The sequence below is a fragment of the Streptomyces sp. NPDC001393 genome (assembly GCF_053597455.1).
In genome coordinates this window covers 91,193-107,524 of sequence record NZ_JBSFIH010000013.1, presented here as the reverse complement: position 1 = coordinate 107,524, position 16,332 = coordinate 91,193, and the positions used below count along the sequence as shown (strand labels likewise).

The window sequence follows — 16,332 nt, the reverse complement described above, 5'->3', positions numbered from 1 at the left end:
GCCCCTTGGGCGTGCGTAGGTCAGTTCAGGGCGCCGAACGCCTTCGAGAAGGCGAACGGGTCCTGGACGATCGAGCTGCAGGTGGGGTCGGCGGAGTTCTTCGCGCCGCCGGCGCACTGCTTGTCGCGGGCCGCGGACCACATCGACAGGCCGCCGAGGCCCTTGGACCTGGCGAAGTTCACCAGCTGGTTGGCGTCGTCCACCTTGAAGATCTCGGAGGAGACGTCGTTGACGCCGATCATCGGGGTGACGGCGACCGTCTTCCAGGCGGCGGAGTCGGAGAGGGCGAGGACGCTCTTGACCTGGGCCTGGGTGGCCGTAGCGGCCTGCTGGGCGTAGTCGCCCATGTCGCCGTTGTACGAGGCTCCGTAGTCCATCGCCATGATGTTGACGGTGGAGATCTTCACGCCGTTGGACTTGGCGTCGGACAGGAGGTTCACTCCGTCCTGGGTGAGGCCCTCGGGCATCACCGGGAGGGTGAAGGAGACGTCCAGGTCGGGGTGCTGGGCCTGGAGCTTCGCTATCGCCTTCGCCCGGAGGGTGTTCGCCGCCGTGTTCGGCAGCGCGCCGCCCTCGACGTCGAAGTCGACCTTGGTCAGCTTGAACGCGTCGACCGCCTTGCCGTACGCCGCCGCCAGCGCGTCCGCCGAGGAGCAGGTGGTGGCCAGTTCGGAGCCGGACGCGCCGCCGAAGGAGACCCGGACGTCACCGCCCTTGGCGCGCAGGGAGCCGATCTGGGCGGCGACGGCGTCGCTGGTCAGGTCGGTCACACCGCCCCACTTGGGGGTGCAGCCGCCGCCGTCGGTGATGAACGCGAGGTTGTAGTTCTTCACACCGGTCGCGTCGGCCGCGCCGACCAGGTCGAAGGCCGGGTAGAGGGAGGTGTCGACGTACGGGGCGAAGCCGCCGGAGGCGGTGGTGCCGGTGCCGGTCGTCTTGCTTGCGGTCGGAGTGGGGGTGGCGGTCTTGGTCGGGGTGGGGGTGGCGCTCTTGCTCGGCGTGGCGGTGGGCGCCGGGGACTGGGACTGGGTGGGCCGGCCGCTGGGCTCGGGGGTGGCACCGCCGTCCGCGGAACACTGGGCGTTGTCGATACGACAGCCCGTCGGGTCGCCGCTGCCGTCGACCACGAAGCCGACGGTGACCGACTTGCCCGGCGCGAGACCCTCCGTGTCCCACTTCGCGGGCTTCACGGTGACGTGCGAACCGCTGACGCTCGACTCGCCGTTCCACAGGGAGCCGAGCCTGGCGCCCGCCGGGAGGTCGAACTGAAGGGTCCAGGTCTTCTCGGTCTGGCCGCTGTTGTTGGTGACGACATACTGCGCGGTGTAGCCGGTCGACCAGTCGCTGGTCTTGGTGTACGCGGCGTTCACACCGGCCGCGTTGGCGGTGCCGGTGAGCAGGACCGCGCCGCCGCCGACCACGGCCGCGGCCACGAGGCCGCCGATCGCCTTGTTCCTGCCACTGATCCTGCGCCGGTGCGTGGTCATGCGCGTGCCTGCCTTCGCTGTTCACGGGGGTGAGGTGCGGCAGACGCTAGCGATCCGGAATCGGACAAATGACTTGATCGGGGCGGCCGTTGCAGACCTTAGGGTTCGCTTAAGGAAGGGATCGGGGGCGATTAATGGTCGAGACCAGTGAGGACCGGTTTGCCCGACCGGCGCCGTCTGCGCACCCGCCCCCGCACCGGCAGCCGCCCGTCCAGCTGGAACCAGATCCGCACCTCGGTGCCGCCCAGCACCGAGGAGCCGATCCGGACGTCCCCGCCGGTGGCCTCGGCGAGCCGGCGCACGATGTCGAGCCCGAGCCCGGTCGAACCGGCGCTCCCGGAGCCGCGCCCACGGGCCATCGCCGCCTCGGGGTCGGGTATGCCGGGGCCCGCGTCGGAGACCAGCACGATCACCGCGTCCTCGCCGTTGTGCACGTCGACCGCGAAGGCGGTGCCCTCGGCGGTGTGCCGGAAGACATTGCCGAGCAGGGCGTCGAGCGCGGCGGCCAGATCGGCGCGGGCCACGGGTATGCGCACCGGCCGCTCGACGCCGGCCACCCGCCACTTGCGGCCCTCGTCCTCGGCGAGCGCGGACCAGAACTCCATGCGCTCGCGCACCACTTCGGCCACGTCGCACCCGGCGCCGGGGCCGAGGGCGGCCGTCTGCGGCTTGGCCTCCCGGGCCGTACGGATGATGGTGTCGACCTCGCGCTCCAGCTGGGCGACCGCGGCCCGGGTCTGCTCGGCGGCCGGTCCGCCGCCCAGGGAGGCGGCGTTGAGCCGCAGCACGGTCAGCGGCGTGCGCAGACGGTGCGAGAGGTCCGCCGCCAGCTCTCTCTCGTTGGCGAGGAGCTGGACGACCTGGTCGGCCATGGAGTTGAACGCGACGGCGGCGAGGCGGAGTTCGGTGGGTCCGTCCTCCGGCACTCTCGCCCCCAGCTTGCCCTCGCCCAGATCGTGCGCCCCCTCGACCAGCCGCTGGGCGGGCCGCACCATGCGCACCCCGAGCCGGTCGGCGACCGCGACCGAGCCGACGATCAGCGCGAGGCCGACGGCCGCGAGCACCGCCCAGGCCGTGCCGACGCCGTTGGTCACCTCGGACTCGGGGACGTACACCTCGACGACCGCGATGTCTCCGGAGCCGAGCGCGACCGGCTGGAGGAGTGTGGAGCCGCCGGCCACCGAGGTCGTGGAGGCCCGGCCCAGTTTCCGCACCGCCTGGATGTCGCGGGCGGCGGCGCGATGCGGGCCGAGGTCCAGCGCGGGCCTGCCGCCGCCTGCGGGCAGATGCACGGCCATCCCGGAGTCGGCGCCCGCCGAGGCCACCACGCGCTCCAGTTTGTCCCGGTCGGTGGTGATGGACAGCGCGGGTGCGACCGCGGCGGCCTCCCGCTCGGCGTTCGAGAACGCCCGGTCGCGGGCCATCTCCTTGACGACCAGTCCGAGCGGGACCGCGAAGGCGACCACGACCATCGTGGTGACCGCCAGGCAGACCTTGACCAGCGCCCATCTCATCGCACCGGCCCCCCGTCCGCGGCGGGTTCCGTGGGGGGTTCGAGCTTCACACCGACGCCCCGGAGGGTGTGCAGATAGCGGGGCGAGGCGGCCGTCTCCCCCAGTTTCCGGCGCAACCAGGACAGATGGACGTCGATGGTCTGGTCGTCGCCGTAGGACTGCTGCCAGACCTCTGCGAGGAGTTCCCTGCGCGGGACGACCACACCGGGCCGGCCGGCGAGGAAGGCGAGCAGGTCGAACTCGCGGCGGGTGAGGTCGAGGCGGACCCCGTCCAGCTCGGCCTGGCGGCGCAGCGGGTCGACGGTCAGGCCGCCGACGCGCAGCACGGAGGAGGGTGCGGCCTCCGCGCCGCCGGAGCGGGCCCGGCGCAGCACCGCCGCCATCCGCGCGGAGAGGTGCTCGACGGAGAACGGCTTGGTCAGGTAGTCGTCCGCGCCGGCGTTGAGCAGCCGGACGATCTCCGTCTCGTCGTCCCGGGCGGTGGCGATGATCACGGGGACGTCGGTGATGCCGCGCAGCATCTTCAGCGCCTCGGAGCCGTCCAGGTCCGGCAGTCCGAGGTCCAGGATGACCACGTCGAAGCGGAAATGGGCGACCTCGCGCAGCGCCTCCAGTGCCGTACCGACGCTGCGCACGGTGTGTGCGGCGTCGGTCAGATGCCGGATGAGCGCCGAGCGTACGAACTGGTCGTCCTCGACCACGAGCACACTTGCCATGCGCCGCACCGTACGCCATGGCGGCGACGGCGGTCCGGGCCTGTGGATAACTCGGGTTATGTGCACAGGGCGGTTCCCCTGGGGCAGTATGGCCCGCGATGCGCAGAGGACTCGTACACGTACTGGCATGGCTGCTCGCCACGACAGCGGCGGTCACGCTGTCGTGGTGGGGCGTGCACACGGTCATGGCCGGGACGGCGTACGACCCGCCGCGCGCCCTGCCGGTCACGGCCGCCGACGCGACGGCCCAGGGCTCGAAGGCCCTGCCCTCGCCGACGGATCGCCCGTCCCCGTCGAAGCGGCCGTCGGCCCGTCCGACGGCACCGGCGCCGACGCCCACGCGGTCCCCGAGCGCCTCCGCCACCGCCTCCTCGCCCTCGTCCGCGTCCGGCGAGGTGAAGTCGTACGACACCGACGGCGGGCGGGCCGTGTTCGACCTGGGCCCGTCCAGTGCCACGCTGGTCTCGGCGACCCCGGGGACCGGCTGGTCGATGCAGGTGTGGAAGACCTCGGCCTGGATCCGGGTGGAGTTCAGCAGCGGCACGGACCGGGTGTCGGTGATGTGCACCTGGCACGACGGGCCGCCGCATGTGGACATCGGGAACTACTGAGCCTCGCGCCCGGGTGAGCCGGGTCAGCGGAACACCGACGACGGCGGGGCGGGCGAAGCCACCGCCGCCGCGTCGGTCACGGCGGCCGCGCCGCCCGTGAAGTCCGTGAGCTGCTTGCCGTGTTCGACGCGGCCGGGGTGCGGGTCGGAGGCGGCACGGCGGGTGAGTTCGGCGACCGGGAGCGGGGCGTCGCAGGCGACCAGGACGGCGTTGCCGAAGCGCTTGCCGCGCAGCACGGCCGGGTCGGCGATCAGCGCGAGTTCGGCGAACCGGGCGGCCGTGGTGGCGATCTGGCCGCGCAGATGGGCGAGCGGCGGGCCGTCGGCGAGGTTGGCGGCGTAGACCCCGGACGGCTTCAGGGCCCGGCGGACCTCGTCCAGGAACTCGGTGGAGGTGAGGTGGGCCGGGGTGCGGGCGCCGCTGAAGACGTCCGCGATGACCAGGTCCGCCCAGCCGTCCGGCACCTTGGCGAGGCCAGCGCGGGCGTCCGCCGACCTGACCCGGATCCGGGCGCCCGGGTCCAACGGCAGCTCCCGGCGGACCAGTTGGACCAGGCTCGCGTCCCGCTCGACGACCTGCTGGGTGGAGCGGGGCCGGGTGGCGGCGGCGTACCGGGCGAGGGTGAACGCGCCGCCGCCGAGGTGCACGACGTGCACGGGCCTGCCGGGCGGGGCGACGAGGTCGATGACATGGCCGAGCCGGCGCTGGTACTCGAAGGAGAGATACGCGGGGTCGTCCAGGTCGACGTGCGACTGGGGGGCACCGTCGATCAGCAGCGTCCAGGCGCGTCCTCGGTCGGGGTCGGGTACGAGCTGTGCGAGCCCGCCGTCGACCGCCTCCACGACGGCCTCGGCCGCCGCCGATCCGCGCCGTGTGTTCCTGGACCTGCCCACCGGTCCATCTTCGCAGCTGCCGTGGGCGACCGCCTCACTGGCAGCCGTCGGCCGCCTCGATCATCCGGGCCGCCTCCCCGAGGGCCCGGCGCAGCACCACCGGGTCGGTGGCGAGGTCGGCCTCGCCGGGCGGCAGCAGCCAGTCGGAGCCCTCCACCGGGGGCTCGGGGTTCAGCCTGAGACCGCGCCCGTCGGTCTCCGTGCAGGTGCTGCCCGGCACGTCCCAGCCGGCCGCCGTACCCGCCGGAACGAGGAAGCCCAGGGTGGCGCAGCTGCCGTCGTGCAGCACGGGGCCCATCGCCTCGCCGACGCCGCGCCGCAGGATGTCGACCGCCTCGAGGCCCTGCCGGGCCGGTACCGTCACGAGGTCGCAGGACGCCGCGTCCATGTCGTCTCCACCGGCCGACGACGGCGACGTACAAGGTTCGTTGCTCTGGCTGGACTCCCTGGTCTCCATGCCGGCCTCCACCACACAGCCTGTTGCGGTCCATGGAATCCAACGCCCGGACGCGTCAACGGCTACGGCACAAGTGCGCCGCAAAGGATGGCACTTCATGGCAGATCGTGGATGAGATATCCGGTTTGTAGCCAAACACAGCGTGGCGGGTCCTTCACAGCAGGTACGTTCATGCCCGCCGGACCCAGGGCGCCACTCGGACAACTCGTCACGGATCGCCCCGGGCCCGGCATGGTTCGACGGTTCGCACGAGAGGACCCGGCCATGGCGTCGTCAACCGAGACCGCGTCACAGCCCGAACGGCCATCCCGGCCGAACCTCGCCTTCCGGCGGCTGCGCGGCACGCGCTCACCGGCCGAGTTCGCGGCGCTCGTACGGCGCGCCGCGCACGAGATCGGTGAGCGGGTGAGCTGTGACGCGCGGTACGTCGGCAGGGTCGAGGCGGGCGAGATCCGCTGCCCGAACTACGCGTACGAACGGGTGTTCCTGCACATGTTCCCCGGCCGCACGCTCACCGACCTCGGCTTCGCGCCCCGCTCGGCCGTCCGCGGCCGCACGGCGCGTACGGCGGCGGAGGTGCCCGGGGACGTCGCCGCACAGCCGCCCGGTGAGTCACGGGGGGCCTTCGGACCGTATGACACGCAGGACCCGTGCGGCGCGCCAGAACCGTACGCGAAAGACCATCTGAACCACGAGGAGAGCGACGTGCTGCGTCGCGCATTCATGACCGGCGGAGGCGCCACGGTGGCCGCCGCCACGCTGGGCCCACTGGGGCTCACCACGGACGCCGCGGCCGCGGTCCGGACCGCTCGCCGGCCCGGAACCCCGGAGGCGCTCGCCCTGGAGGAGGCCGTCCGCCGGATCCGGCTGCTCGACGACCGGCACGGCGCGGACGGCCTCTACCGGCGCGCGGCGGCTCCGTTGCGCGCGGCCTACGCACTGCTGGACGCCGGCGCGACCCGGCAGACCACCGCCGAGCGGCTGCACTCGGGCGCCGGTGAACTCGCCATCTCCGTGGGCTGGCTGGCGCACGACTCCGGCCGCTTCGACGACGCCCGCTCGCACTACGCGGAGGCGCTGGCCACGGCCCGGATGACCGGGGACCCGGCGCTGGAGGCGCACGCCTTCTGCAACACCGCGTTCCTGGCGCGGGACGCCGGCCGCCCCCGCGAGGCGGTCCGCGCCGCGCAGGCCGCCCAGCGCGCGGCCGCTCCACTGGGTTCGGCGCGCCTGATGTCCCTGCTCGCGCTGCGCGAAGCCGGCGGCTGGGCGGGGCTCGCCGACCGCACGGGCTGTGAACAGGCCCTCGTGCGGGCCCAGGCGCTGTTCGTCCGGGGCCGCTCGGAGGCCGACCCCGAGTGGATGAGCTTCTACGGCGAGGCCGAGCTGGAGGGGCTGGAGGCGCAGTGCTGGTCCATGCTGGGCGACTGGCGGCGGGCGTCACGGCATGCGCATCGCGCGGCCGAGCTGCAGGACCCTCACTTCACCCGGAACATCGCGCTGTACACCGCCGAGCTGGCCGACGATCTCGCCCGTGAGGGGCGGCCGGACGAGGCGGCGGCCGCCGGTATGCGCGTGCTGTCCCTGCTGGACCAGGTCCAGTCCTCGCGCATCCAGAGCATGCTGGCGGGGACGGCACGGGTGCTGCTGCCTCACCGGCGGGCGTCGGGGGTGTCCGACTTCCTGGACCGGCATGCCTCCATGCCGAGGACGCCGAGGACGGGGCGGGCCTGACCGTGCTCACCCCTTCAGGGCGCCAAGTGCCCCAGGTCGTTCCAGCTCTCGATCGCCGGTTCGCCGTATGCCCAGCCCAGTACGGACAGTGAGGTCGGGTTGAGGCGGATCCGGGCCGCGAAGTCCAGCGGCAGGCCCAGCCACCGCGCGCCTATGGAGCGCAGGATGTGGCCGTGAGCGAAGACCAGGACGTCGCGGTCGGCCGACCGGGCCCACGCCACCACCTCGTCCGCGCGTGCGGTCACCTCCGCGAGGCTCTCCCCCTCCGGCACCCCGTCCCGCCAGATCAGCCACCCCGGCCGCACGGCCTGGATCTCGGCCGGGGTCATGCCCTCGTAGGCGCCGTAGTCCCACTCCATGAGGGTGTCCCAGGCGGTGGCCCGGTCGCCGAAGCCGGCCAGTTCGCAGGTTTCACGCGCGCGTACGAGCGGACTGGTGCGCACCTCCGCCCCGGGCAGCCCGTCCAGCGGGGCCCGGTGCAGTCGTTCGCCGAGCAGCTTGGCTCCCCGCCGGCCCTCCTCCAGCAGCGGCACGTCGGTCCTGCCGGTGTGCTTTCCGGACAGTGACCATTCCGTCTGTCCGTGCCGGGCCAGCAGGATGCGCGGTGCCATGAGAGACCTTTCCGGAAGCGAAGGGGACCTTCCCATCATCGCTCAACCGGTTCCGGGGCAACCCGGCGGGCGATCTCGGCGTCTTTGTGGGCCGGAGCGCCCTCATGGGCGGGGATACGGACACCGTAAAGTGTCACGGTCGCCCTCCGGGGCGCGCCGTACAGCGAGAAGGGGGAGGGCGATCGGATGCCGCAGACCGAGACACCGGGCACCGAGGTGGTCCCGCGTACCCGGCTGCGCTGGTGGACCGAGCTGCCCCTGATCCTCCTGGTCTACGGCTGCTACTCGGTCGGCCGCCTCCTCGCCCGCGGTGACGTCTCCTCCGCCGTCGACCACGGCCTGGCGATCCTGCGCCTGGAGAAGGCCCTGAGCCTCAACGCCGAGCACCCGCTCAACCGGCTCTTCACGCGCGAGCCCTGGCTCGGGGTGCCGGCCGACTTCTGGTACGCCTCGCTGCACTACCTGGTCACGCCCGCCATCCTCATCTGGCTGTTCCGAGCCCGCGCCGAGCACTACCGGCGTGCCCGCACCTGGCTGATGACGTCCACGTTCATCGGCCTGATCGGCTTCACCCTGCTGCCGACCTGCCCGCCCCGGCTGCTGTCCGCCGGGAACGGTTTCGTGGACACCATGGCGCACTACAGCTCCTACGGCTGGTGGGGCGGCGAGGCGAGCGCGCCGCGCGGCATGGGCGGCATGACCAACCAGTACGCGGCCATGCCGAGCCTGCACGTCGGCTGGGCGCTGTGGTGCGGGGTGATGCTGTGGCGGCACGGCGGCACGCGCGTGGCGAAGATCCTCGGTGTCCTCTACCCGCTGGGCACCGCGCTCGTGGTCATGGGCACCGCCAACCACTACTTGCTCGACGCGGTCGCGGGCGTCGCCGTGATGGGCGTCGGCGCCCTGCTCGCGCCGCGCGTCACGCGGGTCCTGGACCTCGTCCGGGCCCGCCTGTTCCCGCGCCGCACACCGGTCACGGAGGGCACGGGTTCCCCGATTGTCAGTGCCGGATGCCAGACTTCCGCGGGTGAGCGAATTCCACGGCAGCGCGAGTCGCACCTCGACGCCGGGGCCGAACCGGACACCTCCCCCCGCGACGCGGGAGAAGGGGCTGCGGCACCGGCTCGCTGAGCTGCGCGGTCCCGACGTACCGGCCAAGGCCCTGGACGCGCGCGCCCTCGCGGCGCTCGCCGCGAACCCCGGGTGCGCGCGGCGGGCGATCCTGGACGGCGCCGGGGTGGACAAGGCGCGGCTGGCGAGCGCGCTGGGCGCCCCGTCCGGGTTCGGTCAGTCGCAGTTCGCGCTGACGCGCGGGAACGCGTTCGAGGCGAAGGTGAAGGCCGACGGCGGCGCGGAGCTGCTGCGGCTGGCGCACGCCCGGCTGGATCCGGGCGCCGAACCGCCGGCCGGGGCCGCCGTACCCGACCTGACCGCGCACGGCCCCGAGGGGCGTACGGCCCGTACGGCGCTGGCGCTGCGCGAGGCCACGCAGGCGGGCGGCTGGACGCTGCTGGACCACCCGATGCTCGCCCTGGACGTGGCCGGCTCGCTCGCGTTCCTGGAGCCGGACGCGGTGGTGGTGCACCCGGACGGCAGCTGGTCGGTGGTGGAGATCAAGTCCTTCCCGATGCTGGACGGTTCGGCGGACCCGGCGAAGGTCGGCGCGGCGGCCCGGCAGGCGGCGGTGTACGCACTGGCCCTGGAGGAGGTGGCGGGACGGCTCGGCGCGGAGCCGGAGGGGGGCTCCGGCGTCGAGGGGGCGCCGCGCGTGCATCACCGGATCCTGCTCGTGTGCCCGAAGGACTTCTCCAACCTGCCCGCGGCCTGCGCCGTCGACATCCGCAAGCAGCGCGCGGTCACCGCCCGCCAGCTGGCCCGGCTCACCCGCATCGAGGAGATCGCCCGGACCCTGCCCGAGGACACGTGCTTCGCGCCCGACCGGAGCGCCGAGGAGCTGACGGCGGCCGTCGAGGCGGTGCCGGCGACGTACGCGCCCGAGTGCCTGTCCGCGTGCGAACTGGCCTTCCACTGCCGGGAACGCTCCCGCGAGGAGGGTGCCGTCACCCGCCTGGGCCGGCCGGTGCGGGCGGAACTGGGCGGTCTGACCACGGTCGAGGACGTCCTCGCGGCGGCTCGCGGTGAGCGCGGCGGCCCCGAGGACCCGGCGGTCGCGGCCCTGCGCCGGGCGGCGGCCCTGCGCGCGGAGGCCCTGGAGTCCGCCCGGGAGGCCGCCCCGTGTCCCTGATCGCCACCCTCGCCCGCCTGGAGGCCGTGAGCAGCGGCCGCGCCCAGCCCGTCGCGACCGTCCGGCACCGGCATCTCTCGACGCGCCCGCTGGTGTTCGTGCCGCTCACCACCGCCGGTGAAGCGGGCGCCCCGCTCGGCGCGCTGGTCGGCACCGACCGGGACGCGCCCAGCCTGCTGGTCGTGCCCCAGCCCCGCGACCGCGACCTGCGCTTCTCCTTCCTCGCCGACCTGGCCGACGTCGTCCTGCCGTACATCGACTCCTACGCCGGGTCCGTGGAGGCGGCCGAGCGCACCGAGACCGACCCGGAGACCGGCAAGCGGGTCAAGGTCGAGGTGGAGCTGTGCGCGGACGCTCCCCAGCTGATCGTGCCGAGCCGGGCCGGCCTGGACTTCGTACGGCTCCTCGGCCGCTCGATGCGTTTCCGCCGGACCGCCGAGCAGGACCCTCAGGCCCCCTATCCGGCGCCGCCCCGGGTGCCTCTGCTCGGCCGCTGGCTGACCCACTACGGCGAGCGGTCCCGCGTCCCCGGCTCCTCCCTCCTGCTCGCCCTGACCGACGTGCTGTCCCGGCACTGGGCGACCGGCCAGTCCAGCCTGGAGGACCAGCACCTAGGCGCGCTGCTCGCCTGGATCGACCCGCCGGAGGGCGCGAACGGCGCCGAGGCCGCGCGGCGGGCCGAGCTGGCGCGGGACCCCGCCGGCCAGCTGCTGTGCCCGCCGGCCGGACCCGCCACCGACCCGGCGTTCGACAACAAGCTGCTGGCGCCCGCGATCGAGCGCTACGACCGGGCCCGCACCGCCCTCGCCGCCGCCGAGGACGCCCTGGCCGCCGACGACCGGCTGGCCGCGCTCACGGCGGCCGAGCGGGAGATCCGCGACCTGGTGGAAAGCCGCACCCGGCCCACCTGGGACGCGGTGTGGCGGGGCCTGGACCTGCTGCGTGCGCTGCCGCCGGGCGCGCACCTGGAAGAGCGCTGGACCCGGGACCGCTGGTCGTTCACCGGCCACCGCGACCGGGTGCTGGCGGGCGAGCCCCCGCAGCCGCGCCGGGACGACGCGGTGACCGCGGCGAACAAACTGGCCACGCGCGAGCGCGAGCAGGCCCGGCTGGAGGCGCAGGAGGCGCTGGACGACCCGCTGGTGATGGCGGGGCGGCGGCTGGCCGGGGAGGCGTTCGCGGGCGAGGTGACCGATGTCGTCATGGCGTACAGCGAGGGCAAGCGGCCGAGCCCGCGCCCGCTGGTGACGGTCCGCACGGACGACCGGCCGCATCTCGCCGAGCGCGCGAAGGTGTTCCGCTCGCTGGGCGGCAAGCCGCAGTCGGCGGAGTTCGTCGGGTACGAGGGCTCCTCGGACGGGGGTGTGCTGGTGCTGCGCGTCCTGGACAAGATGGGCCGCGGCAGGGAGCCGGAGCCCGGTTCGGTGCCGGAGAAGGGCGACCGGCTCTGTTTCACCCTGTTCGAGCACGAGCAGCGCGGCGGCGCGAAGCTGCCCGACCCGGAGCAGACCCCGTGGACGCACGGCGGCCCGCCGGGTGAGGCCGTACCGGAGGCCCCCGACACGGTGACCGAGGAGGATGTGCTGTGACGACGGTCGGCTTCGACCCCGGGGCGGCCGCCGCCCGCGCCACCGACGCGATCCTCCACGACACCCTGCACGGCAGCGAGCGCGGTGTCGTCGTGGACTCCCCGCCGGGTGCCGGCAAGTCGACGCTCGTGGTCCGCGCGGCCCTCGAACTGGCCGACGCCGGGCGCCCGTTGATGGTGGTGGCACAGACCAACGCCCAGGTGGACGATCTCGTCCTCCGGCTCGCCGAGAAGAACCCCGACCTGCCGGTCGGCCGCCTGCACAGCAGTGACACCGACCCCTACGACAAGGCACTGGACGACCTGCCGCAGGTCCGCACGTCGGCGAAGGCGGCCGAGCTGAACGGCCTGCCGGTGGTCCTCTCCACGGCGGCGAAGTGGGCGCATGTGAAGGCCGACGAGCCCTGGCGGCACGCGATCGTGGACGAGGCGTACCAGATGCGCTCCGACTCCCTGCTGGCCGTGGCGGGCCTGTTCGAGCGGGCGCTGTTCGTCGGCGACCCCGGGCAGCTGGACCCGTTCGCGATCGTCGGCAGCGAACAGTGGGCGGGGCTGTCGTACGACCCCTCGGCCTCCGCCGTGACCACCCTGCTGGCCCACAACCCCGGCCTGCCCCAGCACCGCCTGCCGGTCTCCTGGCGGCTGCCCGCCTCCGCGGCCCCCCTGGTCTCGGACGCGTTCTATCCGTACACCCCCTTCCGCAGCGGAACCGGCCACGGCGACCGCCGCCTCGCCTTCGCGGTCCCCTCGGACGGCTCCGGCCCGGACCGGGTGATCGACGAGGCGGCGGAGTCCGGCTGGGGGTTGCTGGAACTGCCCGCCCGGCACACCCCGCGCACCGATCCGGAGGCGGTGCGGGCGGTGGCGACGGTCGTCCGCCGTCTGCTGGACAGAGGCGGCGCGGCGACCTCCGAGCGCTCACCCGATGCCGCCCCCCTCACCGCCGACCGCATCGCCGTCGGCACGGCCCACCGCGACCAGGCGGCGGCGGTGCGCACGGCACTCGCCGAGCTGGGCGTGGCGGACGTCACGGTGGACACCGCGAACCGCCTCCAGGGCCGGGAGTACGACGTCACCGTCGTCCTGCACCCGCTCTCCGGCCGCCCCGACGCCACCGCCTTCCACCTGGAGACCGGCCGCCTGTGCGTCCTGGCCTCCCGGCACCGCCACGCCTGCATCGTGGTCTGCCGCGCGGGCGTCGGCGACCTCCTGGACGCCTACCCGTCCACGGAACCGGTCCAGCTGGGCACGCTGGTGAAGTTCCCGGACGGCTGGGAGGCGAACCACGCGGTGCTGGCCCACCTCGCGGAACACCGGGTGAGGTGGCGCCCCTGACCCCCGCCCCGGCCCCTGCCCGACGAGCGCCCGGCTCACCGCCGCCCCTTCGTCGGACGGAGTCCGGCGCGCCGCCGGAGGCGGCCGATGGAAACAGCCCGGACGGTTGGGAGGCGAACCACGCGGTGCTGGCCCACCTCGCGGAACACCGGGTGAGGTGGCGCCCCTGACCCCCGCCCCGGCCCCTGCCCGACGAGCACCCAGCTCACCGCCGCCCCGCGCAGTGCCGGCGCACCTGAACGCAGGGTGAGCCTTCGTCCATGAGGGCCCCTTGCGTTGGCGCGGGACAATGGACGGTGGCCCACCTGAAGGCGGTGCCGAGCGAACCGTACGAGGAGGAGACAGGACATGGCGGAGCCCACGCCGCGTCGTCACGAACCGCGGCTACGCCCCGCGCCTCTGATCTTCGAGCCCGCGGAGGCGGCCGGCGATCCCGAGCACTTCTTCGACCTGGAGTCGATCGAGGATCCGCGGGCGCTGCTGGCCAGAGCCACGGAGCTGACCCAGGCGTTCCGCGCGGCCGCCGACCGGGCCGTGGAGTTCCAGGCCATCGCGGCGGCCCAGCTCGCCGACCCGCGCCGGTTCGACCGGCTGACCCCGGGGGACATCGCCGAGCGGGCGGAGTGGACCGAGGACTACGCGAAGAAGATGGTCGAGTTCGGGCGGGACCTGATGCGGGGGAACGCCGAGGGGCGGACGTACCCCGATCCCGTGTGATCCCCGGCCACGTCAAGCCCGGTCGTCAACGCCAGTCACTTGAGTAACCCACCTGGCATATGCCAGGTGGGCAAGATACTCCTCCCCCACCGACTCTGTCCCGGTTTTCGGCAACTCAGAAGAACCGCCCCCTCACGCCCGGTACATCTTGGTGGCATGAGCAGCACACCGAACGTCACCCGCATCACCTCCGACGGCGTCGACTGGCTCGCCTCGGCGGGCACGTATCCGCGGAGCACCCGGGCCCTGTGGGAGGAGCGCCCGGACGCCCCGGTCGTCCTGCCCTGCGGCACCGTCTTCGACGTGGTGAGCGCCCCGGCGGTCTTCGGTCGCCGGATGCTGGACCGGCTGTGGGACGAGGGCTCGGGCTCGGGCCCGGTCGCGGTGTTCCGGGGCCGCGTGCTGCTCTTCGCCGCGCCGGGCACGGCCCATCGGCTGCCCTCGCTGCTGGCCTGGGAGGAGTGGGGCTCGAACCGTACGGAGGCGGTGCCGCCGCTGCTGTGTCACGGCACCGGCGACGCGGTGACCGTCCCGGCGCCGGCCGGCTGCGACACCCCCGGCGACTCCCGCTGGCTGGTCGCTCCGGACACGCGTCACCCCTGGCTGCCGGGGCCCGAGGTCGTGCTCTGGGCGGCCGTGCGAGCCGCCCGCGCGGCGGTGCGCATATCGATTTTTCCTCCCGCCGACCAGGATGCTAAGGTCTACGACGTCAGCAGGCGCCGCTAGCTCAGTTGGTTAGAGCAGCTGACTCTTAATCAGCGGGTCCGGGGTTCGAGTCCCTGGCGGCGCACGCGAAGGAAACGGCGGGCTTGGTTCGAAAGAATCAGGTCCGCCGTTTTCGTACGCACACCAGGCACTCAGCCACCACCCACCCCCGGTGTGATCTTGACCGTCCATGCCCCCGACGCCGTCCTCCCCTCCACCTCCACGCGTACGCCCTCCCCGGGCACGGTGAAGCTCTCGCCGAGGGCGACCGGGGCGTCGGCGAGGGGTGGGTACACCGAGGTCTCCCAGCAGGCCTCGGTGTGCGGGTGGGCGTCGACGACCTCGACGGGGCCGCCGCCGGACTCCGCTCCGCTTCTGATCCGGTACACCAGGACGCCCTCACGACAGGCGGCCCGGTCGTTGCCGGCCGTGCCGCGCGCCTCGAAGCCCAGGGCGCTGTCGGGCCCGGTGCGCACGATCGCCAGCTTCACTCCGTGCCCCAGACCGAAGGCCGGGGCGCCCGCCGTGCCCTGCATCGGGATGCCGGGGCCGGCCTCCAGCGGCTCCAGGGTCAGCCGGGTCGGCCGCGCGCCGCGCACGCACACCACCTGGCGCGGATCCAGCCAGCCCAGCTTCCACTTGTGCCAGGCGAACATGTCCGGTGCGAGCCCGAACTGGCTGCCCATCAGGTCCCAGTCGCCGACGTAGGTGTCCCAGTCGCCCTTGCCGTCGACCGGGCGGTGGTAGAGGTCGGGGAGGTCGAACACATGGCCGGTCTCGTGGGCGAGGACCAGGCGGTCCGGCGGGTGCTTCTCGAAGACCGTGACGACCCGGCGGACGTCGGTGCCGTCCACGTGGGCGGGCGTTTCGAGGTTGACGACCTTCGTGGCGTCCGAGTCGACGCCGGGTGCGTCCGGGTCGGCGACGAAGTACACGACCTGGTAGCGGGAGAAGTCGACCTCCTTGTCGGCCACCGCGAACGCGTCCCGCAGATAGGCACTCCGGTCCTCCTCGTCCCAGTCCCGCTTTATGGCGTACGCCGTGGACGGCCGGGGCATGCGCAGCCAGCGGCGCAGCGGGTGCGGGCGGAGGGTGAACCTGCCGTAGGAGGCCTGCTCGTAGTAGCGGCTGGTGGCCGGGAAGTGGTCGGCGGTCAGCTCGGCGGGGGTGGTGCGCGGGGTGGCGTCCGGGAAGGAGAGGAAGACCAGCACGGCGTCGACCGTGCCGGTCGGGCGGGTGTAGTCGGGGTTCCAGGTGTCCGTGCCCTCGGAGTGGTGGGCGTCGGTCCTGTGCAGGGCGCAGGGGGCCGTGGAGAAGGGCTGGGCGGCCGACGGGCCGCCGAGGATCGAGGTCGCGGCGAGCGCCGACAGCGTGGTGCACACGGCGGCGGTGCTGCGCAGCTTGGGCACGGCCATGACCTCCGGACGCGGTTCGCGGGACCCGCCTCCAGATTGCTGGCATTTGTCGCACTATGCCCTGTTCGCCTGCACCACAAGGGTGAGTGCGCCCTCTGGATGCTCCGACGCGCTCCGGCGCTCGACACCCCGAAACACTCACGGAACGTCACAACTGGTCGGGGGCCTGAAGAACCCGTCCACGTGCGGGCAGAAACGATCTGTCAGAAACTGTGCTCCGTCCGGGACACTGGACAGTGGCTGGAAGGGCCCGGGGCCAGCCTCTATGATCGGCACACTTTCCGGCACGGACAGGCACGGACAC

Annotated in this window: 15 protein-coding genes and 1 tRNA gene; 9 read left to right on the top strand and 7 right to left on the bottom strand. The window is 73.5% G+C overall.

Going from position 1 to position 16,332, the window contains the following annotated elements:
• Positions 1-20 precede the first annotated feature (20 nt).
• The 3 genes from ACWC2T_RS17160 to ACWC2T_RS17150 all read right to left on the bottom strand — a co-directional run bounded on the left by ACWC2T_RS17160 (position 21) and on the right by ACWC2T_RS17150 (position 3,717).
• Positions 21-1,487, bottom strand: a complete 1,467-nt coding sequence (locus ACWC2T_RS17160; RefSeq protein ID WP_450671164.1) for a glycoside hydrolase family 18 protein — start codon at positions 1,485-1,487, stop codon at positions 21-23.
• 131 nt (positions 1,488-1,618) lie between these two features.
• Positions 1,619-3,001, bottom strand: coding sequence for a sensor histidine kinase (locus ACWC2T_RS17155; protein WP_450671163.1), 1,383 nt, complete (start codon positions 2,999-3,001; stop codon positions 1,619-1,621).
• Positions 2,998-3,717, bottom strand: a complete 720-nt coding sequence (locus ACWC2T_RS17150; protein WP_450671162.1) for a response regulator transcription factor — start codon at positions 3,715-3,717, stop codon at positions 2,998-3,000. Before ACWC2T_RS17150 ends, ACWC2T_RS17155 begins: the two co-directional genes overlap by 4 nt.
• A gap of 98 nt (positions 3,718-3,815) precedes the next feature.
• On the opposite strand from ACWC2T_RS17150, the gene ACWC2T_RS17145 reads away from it, so the two are divergent.
• Positions 3,816-4,328, top strand: coding sequence for a hypothetical protein (locus ACWC2T_RS17145; protein WP_450671161.1), 513 nt, complete (start codon positions 3,816-3,818; stop codon positions 4,326-4,328).
• A 23-nt stretch (positions 4,329-4,351) separates the two neighbouring features.
• Here the strand turns inward: ACWC2T_RS17145 and ACWC2T_RS17140 are convergent, their stop codons facing one another.
• On the bottom strand, positions 4,352-5,221 hold the full coding sequence (locus ACWC2T_RS17140) for a spermidine synthase (RefSeq protein ID WP_450671160.1): 870 nt from the start codon (positions 5,219-5,221) through the stop codon (positions 4,352-4,354).
• Between the two features lie 34 nt (positions 5,222-5,255).
• Entirely contained in the window at positions 5,256-5,678 is a 423-nt protein-coding gene (locus ACWC2T_RS17135) for a hypothetical protein (RefSeq protein WP_450671159.1), read from the bottom strand.
• A 264-nt stretch (positions 5,679-5,942) separates the two neighbouring features.
• Between ACWC2T_RS17135 and ACWC2T_RS17130 the strand changes: the two genes are divergently transcribed.
• Positions 5,943-7,412, top strand: coding sequence for a hypothetical protein (locus ACWC2T_RS17130; RefSeq protein WP_450671158.1), 1,470 nt, complete (start codon positions 5,943-5,945; stop codon positions 7,410-7,412).
• A gap of 14 nt (positions 7,413-7,426) precedes the next feature.
• Here the strand turns inward: ACWC2T_RS17130 and ACWC2T_RS17125 are convergent, their stop codons facing one another.
• Positions 7,427-8,023, bottom strand: coding sequence for a histidine phosphatase family protein (locus ACWC2T_RS17125; protein WP_450671157.1), 597 nt, complete (start codon positions 8,021-8,023; stop codon positions 7,427-7,429).
• Positions 8,024-8,209: 186 nt separating this feature from the next.
• Between ACWC2T_RS17125 and ACWC2T_RS17120 the strand changes: the two genes are divergently transcribed.
• The 7 genes from ACWC2T_RS17120 (at position 8,210) to ACWC2T_RS17090 (ending at position 14,698) form a co-directional block, all read left to right on the top strand.
• Positions 8,210-9,154, top strand: a complete 945-nt coding sequence (locus ACWC2T_RS17120) for a phosphatase PAP2 family protein (RefSeq protein WP_450671156.1) — start codon at positions 8,210-8,212, stop codon at positions 9,152-9,154.
• Complete coding sequence (locus ACWC2T_RS17115) at positions 9,051-10,268, top strand: hypothetical protein (protein ID WP_450671155.1); 1,218 nt, start codon at positions 9,051-9,053, stop codon at positions 10,266-10,268. Before ACWC2T_RS17120 ends, ACWC2T_RS17115 begins: the two co-directional genes overlap by 104 nt.
• Positions 10,259-11,857 (top strand): hypothetical protein, encoded by a 1,599-nt coding sequence (locus ACWC2T_RS17110; protein ID WP_450671154.1) that lies wholly within the window; start codon positions 10,259-10,261, stop codon positions 11,855-11,857. The genes ACWC2T_RS17115 and ACWC2T_RS17110 overlap by 10 nt, the downstream gene beginning before the upstream one ends.
• Positions 11,854-13,191, top strand: a complete 1,338-nt coding sequence (locus ACWC2T_RS17105) for an AAA domain-containing protein (protein ID WP_450671153.1) — start codon at positions 11,854-11,856, stop codon at positions 13,189-13,191. The genes ACWC2T_RS17110 and ACWC2T_RS17105 overlap by 4 nt, the downstream gene beginning before the upstream one ends.
• Before the next feature lie 348 nt (positions 13,192-13,539).
• The gene (locus ACWC2T_RS17100) at positions 13,540-13,908 is read left to right on the top strand and encodes a hypothetical protein (protein WP_450671152.1); all 369 of its coding nucleotides are present in this window, start codon (positions 13,540-13,542) and stop codon (positions 13,906-13,908) included.
• Between the two features lie 156 nt (positions 13,909-14,064).
• Positions 14,065-14,634, top strand: coding sequence for a bifunctional DNA primase/polymerase (locus ACWC2T_RS17095; protein WP_450671151.1), 570 nt, complete (start codon positions 14,065-14,067; stop codon positions 14,632-14,634).
• Positions 14,625-14,698: transfer RNA gene (locus ACWC2T_RS17090), tRNA-Lys, on the top strand. Before ACWC2T_RS17095 ends, ACWC2T_RS17090 begins: the two co-directional genes overlap by 10 nt.
• 67 nt (positions 14,699-14,765) lie before the next feature.
• Here ACWC2T_RS17090 and ACWC2T_RS17085 read toward each other — a convergent pair.
• Positions 14,766-16,028, bottom strand: a complete 1,263-nt coding sequence (locus ACWC2T_RS17085) for a M6 family metalloprotease domain-containing protein (protein WP_450671150.1) — start codon at positions 16,026-16,028, stop codon at positions 14,766-14,768.
• Between the last annotated feature and the right edge of the window lie 304 nt (positions 16,029-16,332).

Excerpts from the sequence above, each read along its gene's own strand:
- ACWC2T_RS17160 (WP_450671164.1), bottom strand. The coding sequence starts at position 1,487 with ATGACCACGCACCGGCGCAGGATCAGTGGCAGGAACAAGGCGATCGGC.
- ACWC2T_RS17155 (WP_450671163.1), bottom strand. The coding sequence starts at position 3,001 with ATGAGATGGGCGCTGGTCAAGGTCTGCCTGGCGGTCACCACGATGGTC.
- ACWC2T_RS17150 (WP_450671162.1), bottom strand. The coding sequence starts at position 3,717 with ATGGCAAGTGTGCTCGTGGTCGAGGACGACCAGTTCGTACGCTCGGCG.
- ACWC2T_RS17145 (WP_450671161.1), top strand. The coding sequence starts at position 3,816 with ATGCGCAGAGGACTCGTACACGTACTGGCATGGCTGCTCGCCACGACA.
- ACWC2T_RS17135 (WP_450671159.1), bottom strand. The coding sequence starts at position 5,678 with ATGGAGACCAGGGAGTCCAGCCAGAGCAACGAACCTTGTACGTCGCCG.
- ACWC2T_RS17130 (WP_450671158.1), top strand. The coding sequence starts at position 5,943 with ATGGCGTCGTCAACCGAGACCGCGTCACAGCCCGAACGGCCATCCCGG.
- ACWC2T_RS17125 (WP_450671157.1), bottom strand. The coding sequence starts at position 8,023 with ATGGCACCGCGCATCCTGCTGGCCCGGCACGGACAGACGGAATGGTCA.
- ACWC2T_RS17120 (WP_450671156.1), top strand. The coding sequence starts at position 8,210 with ATGCCGCAGACCGAGACACCGGGCACCGAGGTGGTCCCGCGTACCCGG.
- ACWC2T_RS17100 (WP_450671152.1), top strand. The coding sequence starts at position 13,540 with ATGGCGGAGCCCACGCCGCGTCGTCACGAACCGCGGCTACGCCCCGCG.
- ACWC2T_RS17095 (WP_450671151.1), top strand. The coding sequence starts at position 14,065 with ATGAGCAGCACACCGAACGTCACCCGCATCACCTCCGACGGCGTCGAC.
- ACWC2T_RS17085 (WP_450671150.1), bottom strand. The coding sequence starts at position 16,028 with ATGGCCGTGCCCAAGCTGCGCAGCACCGCCGCCGTGTGCACCACGCTG.